Here is a 19598-nt window from a genome sequence, read left to right as displayed (position 1 = left end):
GAGGGAGAAAATGATTTATCTGGACTATGCAGCAACAACGCCAATGAGACAAGAAGCAATTGAGGTATATACTGAAGCGGCAACAAGCTATTATGGAAACTCCAGCAGTCTTCACACACTTGGAACACAAGCAGAAAATTTACTGACGCTATGCAGAAAAAAATTAAGCCTGTTAGTAAATTGCCGAGAGGATGATCTTTTTTTTACAAGCGGGGGAACAGAAGCTAATTACTTAGCTATTCATTCTCTTTTAAAAGGAAAAAATGATGAAAGAAAACATATAGTGACAACGAAGCTTGAACATTCTTCAGTCCTTCATACGTTGCAGCAGCTTGAAAAAGAAGGATTTTCCCTATCTTATGTACCTGTAGATCAAAGCGGAGTTGTGTCTGTAGACGACTTAAAGAAGACGATTCGACCTGACACTGTGCTAGTAGCCATTCAGCATATCAATCATGAGCTCGGTACAATTCAGCCAGTTGAGGATATTGGCCATTTTTTATCTAAAAAAGAAATTCTCTTTCACTGTGATTGTGTTCAATCTTTTGGTAAGCTTCCTATTGATGTTAAAAAGCTGAAAGCTGATAGCATCTCAGTCTCTAGTCATAAAATTTACGGACCAAAAGGTGTAGGAATGGTATACATGAATTCAAGTTCTTCTTGGAAGCCTATTTACCATAAAGCAACTCATGAAAAAGGCTTTCGCCCTGGGACTGTAAATACAACGGGCATTGCTGCCTTTACTGCAGCAGCTGAATGCGCATATGCAGAAATGAAGACCGCCCGAAGCCATTATGAACGCTTAAAATCGTACTTACTGGAAAACCTAGAGCCTCTTGCTCCTTTTATAGAAGTAGAAGGCCTTGGGAACTCTCATTTTCCTGGAATTATTGGACTGACGTTTTCAAACATACAGGGTCAATATGTTATGTTACAATGTAATCGTCACGGAATTGCTATATCTACGGGAAGTGCCTGTCATGTAAATCAGCAGGAACCATTAGCTTCTCTGCTTGCGATTGGCAAATCGACTGAGAATGCTAAGAACTTTGTACGTATTTCATTCAGTCAACATTCAACGTTTAAGCATATTGATCGACTCATATCCGTTTTTCATTTATTACAGCAAGAATTTATGACAGTGTAAAAGGAGGGATTAAAGGTGCCAGGAACTCAAAAGAAAATTCTTGGAGAAGAAAGAAGAGAACTTATTCTACAATGGTTACAAACAGAGAATAAACCAATGACAGGCAGTGAGCTTTCGAAACGAACGAACGTTAGCCGCCAAGTCATTGTACAAGATATTTCGCTGCTTAAAGCTAAAAATGAGCCCATTATCGCAACAAGCCAAGGATATATTTACATTCAAAATCCATCTCAAACTACCGTGCATCAGCGAATTATTGCCTGTCAGCATACGCCAGAAGATGCTAAAAAGGAGCTTCTCCTGCTTGTTGACCACGGCGTTCTCGTAAAAGATGTAACCGTTGAACATCCTGTGTATGGTGAATTAACTGCTTCCGTTATGATTCAAACCCGAAAAGAAGTAGAAACGTTTATAGAAAAAATTCAAGAAACAAACGCAACTTATTTATCTCAGCTAACAGATGGGATTCACCTTCATACGATTGAAGCAGATACAATTGAAAAACTGAATGCTGCCTGCTTAGCTCTTGAAGCGGAAGGCTATTTAGTTTCGAATGAATAAAAAGGTGTTATAACAAAAAAATCCCGCTTTAAAGCGGGATTTCTGTTTCAAGTAGTGTATGGGGATAGCTTCCTAAAAGCACTACGCTACAGCCTAGTGCCTCAAGTTCAGCCATAGCCCCAGGGATTAATACTTCATCCATTTTTTGTTCAATATCAACGATAAAGAAATAGTTTCCAAGCCCTGTTTTCATAGGACGGGATTCTATTTTAGACAGATTTAGCTTACGCCAGGAGAAGGCTGAAAGCACTTGATGAAGTGCTCCTGCCTGATCAGATGGAAGTGTAATCATTAACGTGGTCTTGCACCCATTTCCAGCTAAAAATGGCACCTCTTGCGCTCCATCTTTATGCAAAATAACAAACCTCGTTGTATTATGATCATAATCATGAATGTTCGGGCAGGCAATATGTAATCCATATTCATGGGCTGCTAACCCATTCGCAATAGCTCCAATATTAAGCTCAGGGTGTTCGCTTACATACTTAGCAGCAAACGCCGTTGATGTCATCTCTTCTACTGCAGTTGACGTACATTCTCCGTGTAAAAATTTATGACACTGCGCAATTGCATGAGGATGAGAATAAATCGTTTCAATGTTTTTCCACTGTTCTGCACGAGATGGATGAACCATTAAATGCTGACGAATTGGAAGCACAATTTCTCCAACAATCGGCAGACGACGTTCATGAATAAGATAATCAAGTGTTAAATTTACAGATCCTTCAAGTGCATTTTCTAACGGTACAATTCCATACTCAATTTCTCCGTTATCCACTGCATCAATGCATGCTGGAATTGTTTTGTATGGAATATGGTCTTGCTGTTTAAATACGCCTTGGACGGCTACATGTGTAAATGTTGCCTTTGGTCCTAAATATCCTACTTTCCCCACAATCATGCCTCTCCTTATCTATATCTGTTTGCCATTATGCCCCTGAACCAAGCACGTCCACTTTATCTACAAACTCTAAGCTTTTCAGTCTTCGCAGCATTTCATTTAATTCAACATTCATGCTTGCTGTATCTAATGAAAGAGTTACGTTGGCACGCCCTTGTAAAGGGATGGTTTGGTGAATCGTTAACACATTGCATCCTGATGATGCAACGGTGCTTAATAAATGTGATAAAGTTCCTGATCGATCTTCAATATGAAAAAATAATGAAATAATTCGCTGTTTGACAACCGTCTGAAACGGAAAGACCGTGTCGCGGTACTTATAAAAAGCACTGCGACTCAAGTCTACGGCTTGTACAGCATCTGCTACCGATTCAGCTTTTCCCCGTTCAATTAACAGCTTCGCATCCAATGTTTTTTTCATCGCTTCTGGTAATACATCTTCGCGAACTAAATAAAACTGCTTATCGCTCTTATGCAAGTAAAGCCCCTCCCCTTATCCTATGAACAACAATTAGTCAATAAATTCAAATTCATATTCAAACAGCTTTACAATATCGCCATCTTTTGCTCCTCGTTCACGAAGGGCTTCATCGACGCCCATGCCTCGAAGCTGACGCGCAAATCGACGAACGGATTCTTCACGTGAGAAGTCAGTCATCTTGAATAATTTTTCGATTTTTTCACCGCTTAATACGTATGAGCCATCGCTATCACGCGTAATAACAAATTCCACTTCTTTCTTTTCATGCTTGTACAGTACGCGGTGCATAGATAGATCTTCCTCTTCTTGCATTGGGAATTCCGGCGTAGTTTCTACAAGATCAGCTACTGTAAATAACAGTTCGCGGATTCCATTACGCGTTGCTGCAGAAATTGGAAAGACTTTCACTTCGTCTCCTACTTTTTCTTTGAATGCAGCTAGATTCTCTTCAGCTTGCGGGATATCCATTTTATTTGCTACCACTACTTGCGGACGTTCTGTTAAACGCATATTATATTGACGCAGCTCTTCATTGATGGTTAAGTAATCTTCATATGGATCACGGCCTTCTAAACCTGACATATCGATTACATGGACAATAACGCGGGTACGTTCAATGTGACGTAAAAACTGATGACCTAATCCTACACCTTCATGTGCACCTTCGATTAGCCCTGGTAAATCTGCCATCACAAAACTGCGATTATCTTCTGTTTCAACTACTCCTAAATTCGGATTAATTGTTGTAAAATGATATTCAGCAATTTTTGGCTTTGCAGCAGACGTTACGGATAATAACGTTGACTTTCCAACACTTGGAAAACCAACTAATCCTACATCGGCTAATACTTTTAATTCAAGAATTACATTTCTCTCTTTACCTGGCTCTCCATTTTCTGAAAGCTCCGGTGCTGGATTTGCAGGTGTAGCAAAACGCGTATTCCCACGCCCTCCGCGTCCACCTTTAGCAATCACTGCGCGCTGGCCGTGCTCAACTAAATCAGCAATCGTTTCGTTCGTATCTTCATCTAACACAACCGTACCTGGTGGAACTTTTACAACCATCGGCTCAGCGTTACGTCCGTGCTGTCCTTTTGACATTCCATGTTCACCGCGGCTTGCTTTAAAGTGACGCTTATAGCGGAAATCCATCAGCGTACGCAATCCTTCTTCTACTTCAAAGATGACATCTGCACCGTGACCACCGTCACCACCTGCAGGACCTCCTTTTGGTACGTACTTTTCGCGACGAAAGGCAACCATTCCATTTCCTCCGTCGCCACCTTTTACATATACCTTGACCTGATCTACAAACATTTCTTTTTCACTCCGTTCTATATCTTAGCTCCTGCAATAGCAAAAGCGCTGTTAACTTATTGTGAGCATAAGGCTAAATTCATCTTCAGACATATGCTGTTCAACCAATGCAACTCCTTGAGCGCACTCATAACATTGTAGCTTGTTTTGTAGCTTCTGTATATCTGTTAGTATTCCACTAAAGTCAAAAAAGAAACGAATTCCCTGTTCTTCAATGCATACTGAAATACTCAAATAGTTTTCTGCATGATAATCAACATATTTTTCGAGTGCTTCTGTCAAATAGCAACACCAGTTGTATACGAACTCATCGTATTGTGATAAATCCTTCAATTCTCCGAGCACTTCCACATCTAAGCGAACAGCATGGTTATTCCAATGATAGGTCATAACAAAGCCCGCAAACAGTCGCATATTGATGTTTGTTAACTTGGATTCATGTTTGGATTCATTTACAATTTCTTCAATGATTTCATTCGCTCGATCAAGCCGATTCAACGCTAGATTGCCTTTGATTAATTGCAGCTTATTTAACCAATCATGCCGCGCGTATCTTAATACTTCTACGACATCCCATTCTTTTTCCATCTTAGCACTCCTAACTTTGACTCGAGCATAAGTATTTCACAACGCTGACAAACATCTCGTATCAATCTTCTTAGATATGTTCGATTATAACAAATTCCAATGGGTAATAGGTGAAATATTCTACAAAAAGAAAACTCTAACCTACTTGGGTTAGAGTTTTCTTTTTGTATCTTATGCTTCTTGAGCAACAGGGTATACAGATACTTTTTTACGGTCACGACCGAAACGTTCAAATTTAACGATACCGTCGATTTGAGCGAATAAAGTATCATCTCCACCACGACCTACGTTTGCACCTGGGTAAATTTTAGTACCGCGTTGACGGTATAAAATTGAACCACCAGATACGAATTGGCCATCAGCACGTTTAGCACCAAGACGTTTCGAGATTGAATCACGACCGTTTTTAGTACTACCTACTCCTTTTTTAGAAGCGAAGAATTGAAGGTCTAATCTTACTAACATGACATCCACCTCCTGTTTAGTTGTCGTTAATTTTTATATAATTACTGTAATCTAATTCGATCGTTTTCAGTGAAACAACCATACCTTCTAATAGCAATTGAATCTGTTCCAATGTGAACGAATCCACATCTTTTGGAATCTCACAACGGAGATACCCACCATCTCCACCTTGCTCTAAGTGCGGTTCAACCCCACTTATTGAAAAGATAGCATTAATTGTCCCAAATGAAACTGCAGATGCTCCCGCACAAACAAGATCTTTTCCGTGTTCGGAAAAGTCAGCATGTCCACTCATCGTGAACCCGTCAACTTTCTTATTTGCATCACGAGAAATCGTCACCTTAATCATTTGTTATAATTACGCGTTGATAGCGTCGATTACAACTTTTGTGTAAGGTTGACGGTGACCTTGCTTACGACGATAGTTTTTCTTTGCTTTGTATTTAAATACAGTGATCTTTTTAGCGCGACCTTGTTTTTCAACTTTAGCCGTAACTGTTGCACCTTCTACGAAAGGAACACCAACTTTCACGCTGTCGCCACCTACAAATAATACTTTGTCAAAAGTAACTGTTTCGCCTTGTTCACCAGCAAGTTTTTCAACGTAGATTGCTTGACCAGCCTCTACTTTAATTTGCTTACCACCAGTTTCAATAATTGCGTACATTCTCTGCACCTCCTCTAAAAACTAAGACTCGCCATCACAGGTGTTCAAGTGAACTTAAAACCTGTTCTGAGCGGTTGTAGCACGGGTGCTACAAACCAACATATTAAATCTTACTACAAATCAAAGGTTAGTGTCAATTGGAATTCATGTTTTCTTCTAAAATTTTATATAGAAGCAGAGACCCTTTTTTGGATCTGCTCATTCGACCCCAATTGACGCAAAACAAATGCGTTTGTATAATCATTGCTTGGCGTAAGATATACGGTTTTTTTTACCATTTTCTCTAAAGCGTTGAGAAATCCTTGAGCCTTCATTTCATTTATAACATCACTTCGCGCCTCAATCCAAATAGCCTCTTCTTCCGCGCCGCGATGTTCCCAAATTACACGTTCAATTTGAAAAGCAGCCGTTTTGGAATCAATCATTTTACCGGTTCCTTCACATACTTCACAAGGCATAGTTAATGTTGATCCAATACTATTGCGCACTTTCTTCCGCGTTAATTGCAATATGCCAAGCTCTGTAAAGCCAACTACATTCGTCCGCACTTCATCTTGTTCACATAGCTTTTTCATGTATCTTTCTACTTCTGTCCGATCTTCTTTATGAGGCATATTTATAAAATCAATTAAGATCATGCCGCCTAAGTGACGTAATTGCATCTGTTTGGACAGTTCATACGCAGCTTCCATATTTGTTTGAAGCATTGTCTTTCGAATATTATCTTTTCCTGAAAACTTCCCCGTGTTCACATCCACGACCGTCATCGCTTCCGTTTCGTCAATAACGATATAGCCTCCGCTTTTGAGCCACACGATTCGCTTTAAAAGCTTCTCTATTTGCCGTTCCACATCGTAAAAAGAGAAAATATTTTCATTTCCTTTATAGTACTCTATTGACGAGTTAGGGTAGGTAGTTTGAAGATGCTGATATAGCTCGAAGTCATCTACTACTATCCCATCAATTCCTTGTTGAAGTGCAGCTTCCACTCTTGTTTCGAGAAAATCTTGTCCTTTGCTGACTAGGGCAGGAGCTTTCATTCCCTGTGTCTGTCGTTCAAGGCGCTCATATTTTTTCTGTAGCTCTTTTATTTTATGTTGGACCGCGGCTTCTGATTTTTCTGCAATCGCTGTTCGAAATAAAAAGCCTTCCATCCCTTGTTTTAACCGCTCACCAAGCTGTTTCCACTGTTGTCGTTTTGGCTCAGCTATTTTTTTGGATACAGCGACATAGTTTCCGTGCGGTAAATATACAAGCTCATCAGAAGAAAATTCAATGATACCCGTCAGCTTGGGCCCTTTTGTCCCAATGCCTTCTTTTACAACTTGAACCAATACTTTTTCTCCTTCACGGATAAAAGCAGACATCGGCTGCTGATCTTTGTGAGGATTCTCTGACTGCTGATAGGATACAAGTTCATTTCGATGAATAAATCCGTTCATTGATAAACCGATATCGATAAAGGCTGCTTGCATATGCGGTAGTACTTTTACTACTTTACCCCAATATATATCACCAATAATCTGATTCTCGCTTTGTTCTTGTAAATAGATTTTTTCTAGTGCTTTATCGTTTATCACGGCTATACGTTTTGAAGAAGTAGCCGCGTTAATAATACATGCCTTCACATACATTGCCTCACTTTAATCTAAATTCATAGGAAAAAGTTCGGTCAGTGCACCGAACTTTTTCATTCTATTCTATGTTACTAGAAATCAATAAACTGTTACAAGTTCGTCTAGTTGGCTATTTGTTCTTTTTTCTACAAAGTAAGCGTGTAAAAGTTCATTTTCATCAATTTGTACATGCTCGCCTGTTTGAGATGTAGCAATAATCATATGCTTACAACCTCTTTGGAATTTTTGCAGAACTTGATGGAGCGTCTCACTGGTTGATACACTTAGTGTTTTTAAAGCTCCAATTTGATGCTCTTTGCCATGATATCTCTCCAACAAAAAGCGCATGTAGACAAATTGCCTGCTCTTCCATTCTAAATATCCGGATATAATTAAAAATGAAATAACAATCCATAAGTGCAGCTGAAAAGGATGCATAATGACGGCATAAATAATACCAACAGCTAAAAAAAACGTTGATAACCGGAGCGCAAGCTTATGCGCTTCTAAAAATGGTAAAGACCGACTGCAAATTAAAAAAAGCAGCTTCCCTCCGTCCAATGGCCAAATGGGCAAAAGATTAAACAGTAAAATCACCGTGCATTGAAACATAAATTGCTCATACGTTTCCAAAGACAACACATTTATTTTCATTAATAAGAAAGCAGCTCCAAACATCCAGAGATGCTGAAGAGGTCCACTTATTATCACAATAAACTCTTCTCGAAATGGACGATTCCCATGTTCATCTACTTCTGCTACTCCCCCAAAAGGTAAGAGCATAATTCTGCGAATCCGCCAAGAAAAACACTGAGCCGCTACGGCGTGGCCCAGTTCATGAATAATTACAATAATAAATAACAAAAAAAGCTGCTTTACCGTAGCCGTTAAGATACCAATTACGAAAATCCCCCAAAACAATGGATGAATGTGAATTTTCATCAATAACGAAAAAGCACTATTCAAATTGAATCACCTGACTAGGATCAACAAACTTATCGCCTTTTTTAATAGCAAAATAGAATGTTCCAGCATCGCCTTTTTTACTGTTTTCCACAATTCCTACTTCTTTGCCTTTATTCACAAAATCATACATACTAACATTGATTTTTTTGAGCTGTCCATACCAAGTTTCGGTTCCATCGGCATGTTGAATAATAACGGTATTCCCAGTATCATCACGTTTCCCTACATACCTTACGATACCTTCACTCATTGCTTCTACAACCGAATCCACTCCTGTTTGAACCGTCACGCCTTGCTTACTTTGAGCAAATGTTTCCGTTACTTTCCCTGAAGCTGGAGTAGCATATTCTCCGCTTACACTTTGCTCCGTTTTGCTAGACTGTTTATTCGGCAATAGCGTTAACGGCTTCCCAAACTTATCTTCGTACCAGGAGGAAACAGCTGCAAACTGAAATTCTTTATCCATTGTTTGTTGAACCACCACTCTGGCATGTTCAAAAGTAGGAGAAGCGTTCTTGAACATAATCCCTACAATTAACACTAAGCAGGCTGAAGCTAAAATTTTAAATAAAAAGCGTTCTTTTCGAAATAACGGGTGATATTCCTTTGCTGATGGTGTGTATTCAACCGCAGAATAATCCATCGATCCATATTTTTCTTCTTCACTCATTAAGGACGTATGAAGAGGTTCTTGAGGAAGACGCTTTGTTGTATTTAATTGTTTTCGCTTACGCTCAGCAATTCGTTTACGGATTTCATCAGCACGTCGATTCATGATTCATCATTCTCCTTGTTCTTATCGTATAATCAACTATATGACTTGTCCGTGGAGCTTATGACAGCTTGACTCTACAAAATCAAACAAATAAAAAAAGCTTCCTCTATCGGAAGCTTTTTAAGAACGAACACCAAAGAATCGTTTAATACGTGCAAACATTCCCTTATCTTCTTCATCTAACGATTGAAGAGGAACCGTTTCACCTAGAATACGTCTTGCAATATTACGATATGCAATTGATGCTTTGCTTGATGGGTCCATGACAATTGGTTCACCGTTGTTAGAAGCACGAATAACATTTTCATCGTCAGCAACGATTCCAATTAAATCAACAGCTAGAAGCTGAGAAATTTCTTCCACGTCCAGCATGTCTCCATTTTTCATCATATGACTACGGATTCGGTTAATAACAAGTTTTGGAGACTCGATATCCTCTTGCTCCAATAATCCAATAATACGGTCAGCATCACGAACAGCTGAAACTTCCGGTGTTGTCACAACGAGTGCCTTATCAGCGCCAGCTACGGCGTTCTTATAGCCTTGTTCAATACCAGCTGGGCAATCAATAACCACATAGTCATAGTCTTGCTTTAACTGAAGAACTAACTCTCGCATTTGTTCTGGTTGAACAGCTGTTTTGTCACTCGTTTGAGCAGCAGGAAGTAAGTACAAACATTCAAAACGCTTGTCCTTAATCAAGGCTTTTTGCGGTTGGCATCGACCTTCTACCACGTCTACAAGATCATAAATAATACGATTTTCAAGCCCCATTACAACATCCAAGTTGCGTAAGCCGATATCAGTGTCTACTAGACACACCCGCTTTCCAGCTAATGCTAGAGCAGTACCTAAATTGGCTGATGTCGTTGTTTTTCCAACTCCACCTTTACCAGACGTAACAACAATAGCCTCTCCCACTGTCAAATTCTCCTTTCTACCCTGGTCAAATTCGGTCTTAGATGCGGTAAAGTTTGCACGCGATCTATTACCATTTGATCATTATCATCTAAGTATGCACATTCCATTATATTCTCTTCCTTCTCACTGCGCTCTTCTTCTGATCGGGTAATAATATCAGCAATGCGCAGCTGTGAAGGTTTCATTAACGATGCAGCAATAACGGCGTTTTTATTGCCGCGATATCCTGCATGAGCAATCCCTTTTAAAGCACCTAATACAAATAAATTTCCTCCAGCTACAACGGTTCCTCCGGGATTTACGTCTCCGACTAGAAGCAAATCGCCTTCTACATGGAGAACCTGTCCTGAACGAACTACCTTTGTAACAGATACTAATTCACTTTCTTCTCTTACGCGGACTGCATCTTGCTTTAAAATAACGTTACTATCAATTTGTTTAACTACTAAATACTGATTTTCTTCTATGAGCGCCTTCAATTCGGTTTCCTGCTCTGTAGTTAAATAACGATTTCCGATTTTGACATACACTGTGACGATCTGATCGGCATCGCCATGCTTATTTGTCAAAAGCTTCGTCTTAAGTTCCGTCAAAAGCTCTGCAAATGAACATGTATCATTGAGATGCAACGTTAATCCATCTTTTGTTCCTTTAATTGTCACATTTTGTTGCTTTTGTTTATTCAAGACGCTCACCTCAACGAATATATAATTTCGACAGAGACTTACTCAATTCCTTTTTTTCGTTTCTTCAATCAGCATTTTTATCCTATCATGAACGAGAAGCGTAATGTATGTTCCGATCAGCGTTCATCGATAAATTTAGCAAAATATTGAAAACATCTTTGAAGCGGAAATGCAAAAATGAGTGCAAATATGGCATTTAAAATGATGGTTGCGTAAAATCGCTCTTGCAAGAAGCGACCAATGGTCATATCGGATATATTAATAATGCTATTAATTCCATATACATAAAACTCAATAATGGCTACAGCTAATAGCGACATGCAGATTACGATAAGCGTATTTTGCTGAAAAATCTTCATTAGTTTTGATACGATATAGCATACGGCCGGCAATCCAAGCGCGTATACTCCTAAGACATCCGTAAAGGCAATATCATACATGAATCCAAGGATTACCCCATATAGCATCGCTTGCTTTGGGTGATAATACACTGACATAAAAGCCAGTACCACTACAACAAAGTGAGGCGATAGAATCCAGTCTCGCCATGGTGATGCCATGGCGACAAAATTAACAAAGATACTTTCAAACATAAAAACGACAAGCACGAGAATAGGAAGGACAAACCGCTTCATCAGTTAGCCTCCTCCGCCCCTAAATCGTCTTCAGCAGCGGGGGCACTTCTTTTAGCTACAACTACGTTATCTAAGTCATACAAGTCAGCAGCAGGTTTGATATAAGCTTTTTTCGTTAATCCATATTCATCAGGCTCAATTTTTGTGATAACGCCAATTGGAAGATTGCTAGGGAAAATGCCGTCTTCTTGTCCTAAACCAGACGTTACTACTTTTTGCTTTTCTTTAATATCAGCATCAAATGGAATACGACGCATAACAAGCGCCTGTTCTTTATCATCATAGCCTTCAATTAAACCAAACACTTCTTTTTTAGCCTGAATTTTAGCAGATACACGGTTTGTACGATCTGATGAACTAATTAACTGCACAGTAGATGTGAACTTAGATGCATGCTTCACTTTACCAATCAGCCCTTCAGGAGTCATAACAGCCATATTTTCCTGCACATTATGAACCGTCCCTTTATCAATGGCAATTACCTCATGCCAACGGTCTGGATTACGAGCAATAACTGTTGCTTCGATTGGGTTGTATTGACTTAAATCCGTTTTTTTGTCGAGCTGTGCTCTTAATTTTTTATTTTCTTGCTGCAAAGCGTTGGCTTTCGTTTCTAATTGCATGCGTTCGTCTAAACGGGCTTTTAATACCTCGTTTTCTTCGTATGTACGCTTTAAGTCACCTACATTCTGAAAGAAACCCGCTACAAATTGTGCGGGTTCATTAAAGGTAGCCTGAACAAGACCAACCGTATCTTTGACAAACTGTTCAGGCCACGTTACATTTTTACGACCATTTAACGAAAAACCAATCAATGCCACTAATACAATAATACTGACTAATAAAATAACTAAACGTTTATTTAAGAAAAATTGTGGCACGATCTACACCTCTTAATATTTAGCGATATGAATCGCTTGTACGATTTTTAAATAAATCAATGTGTTCTAACGCTTTACCAGTTCCAATTGCAACACAGTCAAGCGGATCTTCTGCGATGACAACCGGCATATTTGTTTCTTCACTAATAACTTTATCTAAATTACGTAGCAATGCGCCACCGCCTGTTAATACAATACCGCGATCCATAATATCTGCCGCAAGTTCAGGTGGTGTTTTTTCTAATGTACTTTTTACTGAATCTACAATAGAAGCCACTGTATCTTTTAGCGCTTCTGCAATTTCTTCTGCTGAAATTTCGATTGTTTTCGGTAGACCTGTTAGTAAGTCACGTCCGCGAATTTCCATGTTTTCAATACCTTCTGGAATTCCGGCAGAACCGACTTCTACTTTTAATGCTTCTGACGTACGCTCACCGATCATTAAATTGTAATTCTTGCGAATATATTGAATAATCGCTTCATCCATCTCGTCCCCAGCGATACGGATTGACTGACATGTTACGATTCCTCCTAAGGAAATAATCGCAACTTCTGTTGTTCCTCCGCCAATATCTACTACCATACTTCCCGTTGGCTCCCAAACCGGTAGATTGGCGCCGATTGCTGCAGCAAACGGTTCTTCAATTGTATACGCATCACGCGCGCCAGCCTGACGAGTCGCATCAATAACGGCACGTTTCTCAACAGCTGTAATGCCAGAAGGTACACAAACCATTACATACGGCTTACCCGCAAACAAACTTTTTGTTTTTTGAGCTTGATTGATGTAATATTTCATCATCGTCGCAGTTGTTTCGTAATCTGCAATAACTCCATCTTTCATTGGACGAAGGGCTACTACGTTCCCAGGTGTACGACCAATCATATTTTTTGCATCGTTACCTACCGCAACGATTTGTTTTGTATCAGTTTGCAAAGCCACAACAGACGGCTCACGCACAACAATTCCTTTTCCTTTTACATAAACGAGCGTATTTGCAGTACCCAAATCTATTCCAAGGTCTCTAGTACCGATTCCAAACATGTGTCTCTTCCTTTCTCTTACCAAAATGCAAAGGTAAAAATTCCATAATTCAATTTCTTCATTTCATAAGTAACATTTTTTATTTTCTATACTTTTTTCATAGATGTCAACGCCAAATATTGTATGATAAAAAGTCATACTTTGTCTATTAATAACGAATGATTGTAAAGAACTTGTCATTTAAAATCATGACTACTATTATAACCCAAGGATTTTAAAAAGCATAGCCTTACATGTATCCTTTTTCTTTTAAACTAATATATTTTCGATCTCCGATAATTAAATGATCTAACAATTCAATTCCTATGATAAATCCGCACTCTTTTAAGCGCTTCGTTACCTCTATATCTTCTCTGCTGGGAGTAGGGTCGCCGGAGGGATGATTATGAATACAAATAAGGGATGCAGCTGAACGACGAAAGGCTTCTTTAAATACTTCTCTTGGATGGACAATAGATGAATTGAGGCTTCCGATAAAAATGGTTTGCTTGTGGAGAACTTGATTTTTCGTGTTGAGGTATAAACAGACGAAATGCTCTTGAGACAGCACGCGCATTTCTTCCATCACATAATTAGCTCCGTCTTCAGGGCCATGAATGGTATATCGCTGACTAGATTTCCGCTGTACAATCCTCTTACCTATTTCAATAGCCGCTATAATTTGAATTGCTTTTGCAGGTCCGATACCTTTAATATTCATCATTTCATCAAGCGATGCATGCTGCAAAAGTTGAAGACCTTCAAAATGCGTTAATATGCGATTGGACAGCTGAAGAACAGATTCATCTTTGGTTCCAGTACGCAGCAAAATAGCAATAAGCTCGTGGTTAGAAAGACTAGAAGCACCCATTGACACAAGGCGCTCTCGAGGTCTTTCATCTTGAGGAAAATCTTTAATTAACAATGATTGATCCAATTTCGCCACTCCTTTTTAGTAAACGAAACCGTATTTTTTTAGCTCACGTATTGTTCGGGAGAGCGGCAAGCCCACCACGGAGAAATAGTCTCCTTCAATTTTTTTAACTAGCGCAGCACCGAGACCTTGAATTCCATAAGAACCAGCCTTATCCATAGGCTCTCCTGACTCTACGTACTGTACGATTTCATCTTCTTCAATCGGCCAAAACTCTACATCTGTTTGTTCATAAAACGTATGAACTTTTGCATTTGATACGAACGCTACTCCAGTTAACACCTGATGTTTTTGACCTGACAGCATCGTAAGTGTTTCAATCGCTTCTTGGTTCGTTTTTGGCTTTCCTAAAATACGATTGCCATATACGACAACTGTATCGGCACCTAGGACAATATCCTCTTTATGATGCGAAGCGACGTCCACTGCTTTTTGCCTAGCTAAATCCATTACTACCTCGGACGGAGTGTATAATGGATTGATGATTTCTTCAATTGTACTAACGTGAACGGTAAAGGGAATGTGAAGCTGCTGAAGTAATTCTTTTCGACGAGGAGAGCCTGAGGCTAAAATTAATGTTTGTTTCATACATCTCACCTTTGCATTTTGATTTAAAAAAGAAGGACACACCGTTATTTTAGCAATTTCATCCCCAAATGACAATAAACAAGTGAGGCAGCATTACACTACCTCACTTGTTAAGACGTTACAAGGCTTTCATACTGCTGAAGAGCTTTTAACACGTATCGCTGAGCAAGCCAAGCATCTTTACTGCTTTTATTATCTTCATATGAAGAAAGAGAAGCAGCAGCTTTTTGAAGGGTGCTCACCATGGTTTTAATGTCTTCATTTGACGCTTCTTTCTGAACTTTTGTCAGCTCTTTTTTCAGAGATTTGATATCGGCTACCCGCTGTCCTTCAATCGCTTTAACAGATTGATCTAAGAGATTAGCCATAAACGGCTGCGCTGTTGTTATAACCGTTTGATCTTTTTTCACTAATTCGCTAGTGGGCTTAATTTCATAAGACTTTACATATACATCTTTACCTTGTTGTTTATAAGTTTTACTAAGTGCGTTCGCTTTTTCTTCTCCAGTGGCAGCACCAACGACAAGAGAATAGGTTTTAGGTGAAAAGATCTCGCCTGCTTCGTTCTCTTCTTTCCATTTATCCATTGCTTTATTTGCAGCAGTTTTTGATGAAAAAGCACCTGCTTGAACAATGTAAAAGGAAAAAGGTTCTAAAGTAGAAGCAGCAGCTGATGTCCCCTTCGATTCCTGTTCGCTTTTCTTTTCAGCTTTACCAACACTTTCAGTGGTAGACGCTGTTTGAGAAGTTTTTTCTTCTTTCGTTTGCTCACTTGTTTGTGCTTTGCTTACAGGCTGTTCGCTTCCTGTCATCATTTTCACACCAACCATACCGATGCCGCTGCCTATTCCAACTGCTAGCAGTACAATCACAGCTGTTCGTTTGATCACACCGCCGCTTACCGTTTTAATCGAAACATTTTTAGGATGTAATCGCGGCTTTTTCTTTTTTTCATTTCTTACATCTTCAATAAACACCACTTTATTTTCTTCCACATGAGAATCTGTGGATCCCGGTTCCGGAAGAACCCACGTAAACTCGTCTTTTTCTGGCACTTGTTCTTCCTTGGATTGACCGTTGATTTTAATTGAAATTTTTCGTTCCTGCTTGTCCACTGCCCCACCGCCTTTAGTTAACGTAGTCTTAGTACCGGTTGCAAGCTGAGGTAAACCGACATAAAACATACACTTTTTTCCATGCTATCATAGAAGAAAAAAAAAATAACAAGACATTTGTCGTCTTGTTACAAAAGGTTTTCGCTATTTAGTTACAGAAATTTTAAATTTGTCGAAGACTTGAAGCTCAATAAAAATAGTTGCTAACATACCAATCTATCAATTCGTTTCCATGAAAATAAGCAGCGATTGTGCCTATAAAAATAAATGGAACGAAAGGAATTGGTACACCTACCTTTGCCTTTTTCATTAATAACGCTCCTATACTAACGATTCCGCCTATTAATATAGCTAAAAAAAGCGATAGCAAAACAAGCTTTACTCCAAGCACAATACCAATCAAAGCATACAGTTTAATATCTCCTTCTCCAAGCCCTCCTCTGCTGAGAAATGCGATTAGAAAGAGGAGAAAAAATACGATTCCTCCTCCCATTAAGGAATCACTCCACGAATTTAATGGAATGAAAAGACGCTCAAGTAGAAAGATAGGCAAAAAGAAAAGCAGCACCTTATTTGGGACAATCATATAGACTATGTCTGAGACAACTATAATTGTTAAAAAAGAAACAAAGGTTAATATGACAATCAGTTCTAACGTCATATTCAATCTAAAAAAAGCATATACAAATAAACTTCCTGTCGAAAATTCTATGAATGGGTAGATGAAGGAGATTTTTTTGTGACACATACTACATTTTCCTGCATTTTTAATGTAGGAGACTATGGGAATTAATTGTTGTGGAGAAAGAACGTATAAACAGTGTGGACAATGAGATCTTGGAGATAAAATAGATTTTTTCTGAGGTATTCTAAGTCCTGCTACGTTATAAAATGAACCTAACGTGATACCTGAAACAAATGCATAGAGGTAAATTAAACTCATACTATTTCTTCCATCTCAGGCCTGCTGCTTAATTGTAGGTTTTCTTTTGAGTGAAGGAATGTATCTCGTTCCCTTAAATAGCTGCCAAGAAACGGAATGAGAAAAGCTGCAAGAAGACCTATTACGATAACCAGTACGATCACTTTCATTAGAGAAATTCCTTTATTCCTCGTTGACAGTTTATCCATTTCAATATCTCTCCTTTATTGATTAGTATCAAACAGCTCCTTGGTTAATAAACTGAATCATAATACCCACAAAAGTAATATTCTGTATGCCTCCTTCCTTAAAACACACTTTTTATAGGTAATAAGGATTATACCACTAAAAAACAAAAACAGCATAAAAAAACGTCTGCAAAAGCAGACGTCTTTTAATAGTAAGGAGCCATAAATAAGTAGACAATTACACCTGTAAGACTTACATAAAGCCAGATTGGCATTGTCCATCGCACAATTTTTTTGTGTTTTTCAACTTGCATTGTCCAGCCCCACACAAGTGCAAACAGTGCCAGCGGAACAATAATCGCTGCTAGGAAACTGTGTGTGATCAAAATGAAGAAGTAAATGGGACGAACGATTCCTTCTCCACCGAACGTAGCTGTTTCTGTGGAAATGTAATGGAATGTTAAATATGAAACTAAAAAGAGCAGTGTGGAAGTGAATGCTGCTAAAATAAAACCTTTATGAGCATTAATATTTTTCCTAAAAATTGAAATCAACGCTGCAACTAAAAAAATAAACGTAAAACTATTCAAAATAGCATTTAACCGTGGAAAGATAGTCAAATCAAAACTTACTTTTCCTTGATAGCCAATATTCGAAAAGAATAGCAGTAAAATAATAACATTCGCTATCACTGAAAAGGTAAGAATAATACCGGTAAAGTTTTTATTACTTTTTGGTACAATTTTTTCATTATTCTTACTCATGTTAACAATCTCCTTATTTAGTGATGTACATGTTTATTATATATCACTTACCTAGGGGGTGAAAGTGACAATACTTTGAACTTAGTGCTTCCTTATTATCCGTATCCCTTCCTCACATTATGTTAAAAGCAGCAAGATTTCACTTGCTGCTCTTACTCATTTTAGAAGAAAAGCCCTTACTTCTGATATAAAATACAGAGACCCTGTAATCACGACCATGTCTTGTTCACCTGTCGCCTTTTCCTTTACGTAAGCAATTGCTTTTTTCCACTCTTCATCCATATGCTTATTATGATGAGTACTCATCTCATAAAGCTCCCCAGCTGCGCGAGCACGAGGAAAGTCAAACGACGTAAATGTAATACTTGCAGCGATTGTTTCAAGTTCTTGAACCATTCGATCAGCACTTTTATCATTTAAGCAGCTGAAAATTAAATGAATGTTTCGATTTTCATAATGAAGGCGTAAAGTAGATAACAAGCTATCAATGCCTTCTGCATTATGAGCCCCATCAATAATCGTTAAAGGATGCTCATTTACTATCTCAAAGCGGCCGTTCCACTTTGTATGCTGAATCCCTTTTATCATTTGCTCATTGGAGATAGAAAGCTTTTTCTTTTCTTTTAAATAACAAACGGCCATGAGAGCCAAAGCTGCATTTTTCACTTGATGATAGCCAAGCATATTTAATTCTAAATGTTCAAATGTGCCATACGGCGTTTTTAACGCAAAGCCTTCTCCATTTGCTAAGGGCTCATAGTTTTTAATGTCAAAATCTTTTCCTAACACAAATAACGAAGCATGCTTTGACTTTGCTTCTTCAGTAATGACATCAAGCGCCTTCACTTGCTCTGCACCGGTAATAATAGGGACTTCTTTTTTAATAATTCCCGCTTTTTCTGCTGCAATTTCTTCTACCGTATCACCTAATATTGCCATGTGATCAAATCCAATGTTTGTAATAATACTCACCATAGGATTCACAACGTTTGTTGAGTCATATCGTCCTCCAAGACCTGTTTCAAACACAGCATAGTCAACTGACTCATGATAGCCGAAATAAAGAAAAGCCATGACTGTAATCACTTCAAATTCCGTTGCTGATCCTAAGCTTGTATGTTCTAGTCGCTCCACAACAGGCTTTATTTCCTGAACAAGAGCGGTCATTGCTTCATTTGAAATAGGCTGTCCATTCACGCTGATCCGCTCATTAAATGTTTCGATATAAGGAGAAGTAAACGTTCCAACTTTATACCCTGCTTCTTCTAACATGTTTCGCAAATAAGAAACGGTAGAACCTTTACCATTCGTCCCAGCAACATGAATAGCATTTAGATTTTGCTGCGGAAAATCAAGCTGCTCTAGCATCCATTCCATTCGTTCTAACCCCGGCTTGATTCCAAAGCGAAGTCTGTTATGAATCCAATCAAGCGCTTCTTCATATGTCGTTATCATC

General features: G+C 38.7%; 24 protein-coding genes and 1 other annotated feature. Of the genes, 2 read left to right on the top strand and 22 right to left on the bottom strand.

What is annotated here, in order from left to right:
- Positions 1 to 10 precede the first annotated feature (10 nt).
- Both AC0KUU_RS01245 and AC0KUU_RS01240 read left to right on the top strand, forming a co-directional pair.
- Positions 11 to 1147 (top strand): IscS subfamily cysteine desulfurase, encoded by a 1137-nt coding sequence (locus tag AC0KUU_RS01245; protein ID WP_322552439.1) that lies wholly within the window; start codon positions 11 to 13, stop codon positions 1145 to 1147.
- A gap of 15 nt (positions 1148 to 1162) precedes the next feature.
- Positions 1163 to 1708, top strand: a complete 546-nt coding sequence (locus AC0KUU_RS01240) for a transcription repressor NadR (protein ID WP_043976116.1) — start codon at positions 1163 to 1165, stop codon at positions 1706 to 1708.
- Positions 1709 to 1736: 28 nt separating this feature from the next.
- On the opposite strand, the gene pheA is transcribed toward AC0KUU_RS01240, so the two are convergent.
- The 22 genes from pheA to AC0KUU_RS01130 form a co-directional block, all read right to left on the bottom strand.
- Positions 1737 to 2609, bottom strand: coding sequence for a prephenate dehydratase (gene pheA / locus AC0KUU_RS01235; protein WP_280560349.1), 873 nt, complete (start codon positions 2607 to 2609; stop codon positions 1737 to 1739).
- 28 nt (positions 2610 to 2637) lie between these two features.
- Positions 2638 to 3087: an ACT domain-containing protein gene (locus AC0KUU_RS01230; RefSeq protein ID WP_013059332.1), complete on the bottom strand. Its 450-nt coding sequence runs from the start codon at positions 3085 to 3087 to the stop codon at positions 2638 to 2640.
- A 33-nt stretch (positions 3088 to 3120) separates the two neighbouring features.
- Positions 3121 to 4407: a GTPase ObgE gene (obgE, locus tag AC0KUU_RS01225; RefSeq protein ID WP_013085117.1), complete on the bottom strand. Its 1287-nt coding sequence runs from the start codon at positions 4405 to 4407 to the stop codon at positions 3121 to 3123.
- Between the two features lie 51 nt (positions 4408 to 4458).
- A complete protein-coding gene (locus AC0KUU_RS01220; protein WP_013085118.1) occupies positions 4459 to 4995 on the bottom strand; it encodes a Spo0B C-terminal domain-containing protein in 537 nt (178 codons plus the stop codon).
- 171 nt (positions 4996 to 5166) lie between these two features.
- Positions 5167 to 5460: a 50S ribosomal protein L27 gene (rpmA, locus tag AC0KUU_RS01215; RefSeq protein ID WP_013059335.1), complete on the bottom strand. Its 294-nt coding sequence runs from the start codon at positions 5458 to 5460 to the stop codon at positions 5167 to 5169.
- A gap of 16 nt (positions 5461 to 5476) precedes the next feature.
- Complete coding sequence (locus AC0KUU_RS01210) at positions 5477 to 5809, bottom strand: ribosomal-processing cysteine protease Prp (protein WP_013059336.1); 333 nt, start codon at positions 5807 to 5809, stop codon at positions 5477 to 5479.
- A 9-nt stretch (positions 5810 to 5818) separates the two neighbouring features.
- A complete protein-coding gene (gene rplU / locus AC0KUU_RS01205; protein WP_013059337.1) occupies positions 5819 to 6127 on the bottom strand; it encodes a 50S ribosomal protein L21 in 309 nt (102 codons plus the stop codon).
- Between the two features lie 14 nt (positions 6128 to 6141).
- Positions 6142 to 6213, bottom strand: a sequence feature (ribosomal protein L21 leader region).
- Positions 6214 to 6291: 78 nt separating this feature from the next.
- Positions 6292 to 7761, bottom strand: coding sequence for an Rne/Rng family ribonuclease (locus AC0KUU_RS01200; protein ID WP_280560353.1), 1470 nt, complete (start codon positions 7759 to 7761; stop codon positions 6292 to 6294).
- 81 nt (positions 7762 to 7842) lie between these two features.
- Positions 7843 to 8709, bottom strand: a complete 867-nt coding sequence (locus AC0KUU_RS01195; RefSeq protein WP_280560354.1) for a M50 family metallopeptidase — start codon at positions 8707 to 8709, stop codon at positions 7843 to 7845.
- Positions 8702 to 9484, bottom strand: a complete 783-nt coding sequence (locus AC0KUU_RS01190; RefSeq protein WP_043976110.1) for a M23 family metallopeptidase — start codon at positions 9482 to 9484, stop codon at positions 8702 to 8704. The genes AC0KUU_RS01195 and AC0KUU_RS01190 overlap by 8 nt, the downstream gene beginning before the upstream one ends.
- A 120-nt stretch (positions 9485 to 9604) precedes the next feature.
- Positions 9605 to 10405 (bottom strand): septum site-determining protein MinD, encoded by an 801-nt coding sequence (gene minD, locus AC0KUU_RS01185; RefSeq protein ID WP_013059341.1) that lies wholly within the window; start codon positions 10403 to 10405, stop codon positions 9605 to 9607.
- Positions 10406 to 10407: 2 nt separating this feature from the next.
- Positions 10408 to 11091, bottom strand: coding sequence for a septum site-determining protein MinC (gene minC / locus AC0KUU_RS01180; RefSeq protein ID WP_013059342.1), 684 nt, complete (start codon positions 11089 to 11091; stop codon positions 10408 to 10410).
- 116 nt (positions 11092 to 11207) lie between these two features.
- Positions 11208 to 11726, bottom strand: coding sequence for a rod shape-determining protein MreD (gene mreD, locus AC0KUU_RS01175; protein WP_013059343.1), 519 nt, complete (start codon positions 11724 to 11726; stop codon positions 11208 to 11210).
- A complete protein-coding gene (gene mreC / locus AC0KUU_RS01170; protein ID WP_013059344.1) occupies positions 11726 to 12607 on the bottom strand; it encodes a rod shape-determining protein MreC in 882 nt (293 codons plus the stop codon). The genes mreD and mreC overlap by 1 nt, the downstream gene beginning before the upstream one ends.
- A gap of 19 nt (positions 12608 to 12626) precedes the next feature.
- The gene (locus tag AC0KUU_RS01165; RefSeq protein WP_013059345.1) at positions 12627 to 13652 is read right to left on the bottom strand and encodes a rod shape-determining protein; all 1026 of its coding nucleotides are present in this window, start codon (positions 13650 to 13652) and stop codon (positions 12627 to 12629) included.
- 229 nt (positions 13653 to 13881) lie between these two features.
- On the bottom strand, positions 13882 to 14568 hold the full coding sequence (gene radC / locus AC0KUU_RS01160) for a RadC family protein (RefSeq protein ID WP_013059346.1): 687 nt from the start codon (positions 14566 to 14568) through the stop codon (positions 13882 to 13884).
- A 15-nt stretch (positions 14569 to 14583) separates the two neighbouring features.
- The gene (locus AC0KUU_RS01155) at positions 14584 to 15153 is read right to left on the bottom strand and encodes a Maf family protein (RefSeq protein WP_043976108.1); all 570 of its coding nucleotides are present in this window, start codon (positions 15151 to 15153) and stop codon (positions 14584 to 14586) included.
- A gap of 110 nt (positions 15154 to 15263) precedes the next feature.
- The gene (locus AC0KUU_RS01150; protein WP_322552440.1) at positions 15264 to 16337 is read right to left on the bottom strand and encodes an SPOR domain-containing protein; all 1074 of its coding nucleotides are present in this window, start codon (positions 16335 to 16337) and stop codon (positions 15264 to 15266) included.
- Between the two features lie 118 nt (positions 16338 to 16455).
- Positions 16456 to 17211 (bottom strand): prepilin peptidase, encoded by a 756-nt coding sequence (locus AC0KUU_RS01145; RefSeq protein ID WP_340596358.1) that lies wholly within the window; start codon positions 17209 to 17211, stop codon positions 16456 to 16458.
- On the bottom strand, positions 17208 to 17399 hold the full coding sequence (locus AC0KUU_RS01140; RefSeq protein WP_097824636.1) for a hypothetical protein: 192 nt from the start codon (positions 17397 to 17399) through the stop codon (positions 17208 to 17210). The genes AC0KUU_RS01145 and AC0KUU_RS01140 overlap by 4 nt, the downstream gene beginning before the upstream one ends.
- A gap of 185 nt (positions 17400 to 17584) precedes the next feature.
- Positions 17585 to 18142 (bottom strand): DUF420 domain-containing protein, encoded by a 558-nt coding sequence (locus tag AC0KUU_RS01135; protein ID WP_013059351.1) that lies wholly within the window; start codon positions 18140 to 18142, stop codon positions 17585 to 17587.
- 156 nt (positions 18143 to 18298) lie between these two features.
- Positions 18299 to 19597, bottom strand: a complete 1299-nt coding sequence (locus AC0KUU_RS01130) for a bifunctional folylpolyglutamate synthase/dihydrofolate synthase (RefSeq protein WP_322552443.1) — start codon at positions 19595 to 19597, stop codon at positions 18299 to 18301.
- Between the last annotated feature and the right edge of the window lies 1 nt (position 19598).

Source organism: Priestia sp. ST2, from assembly GCF_055810735.1.
The sequence above is the reverse complement of the archived record's forward strand: the minus strand, read 5'-3'. Positions and strand labels throughout refer to the sequence as shown.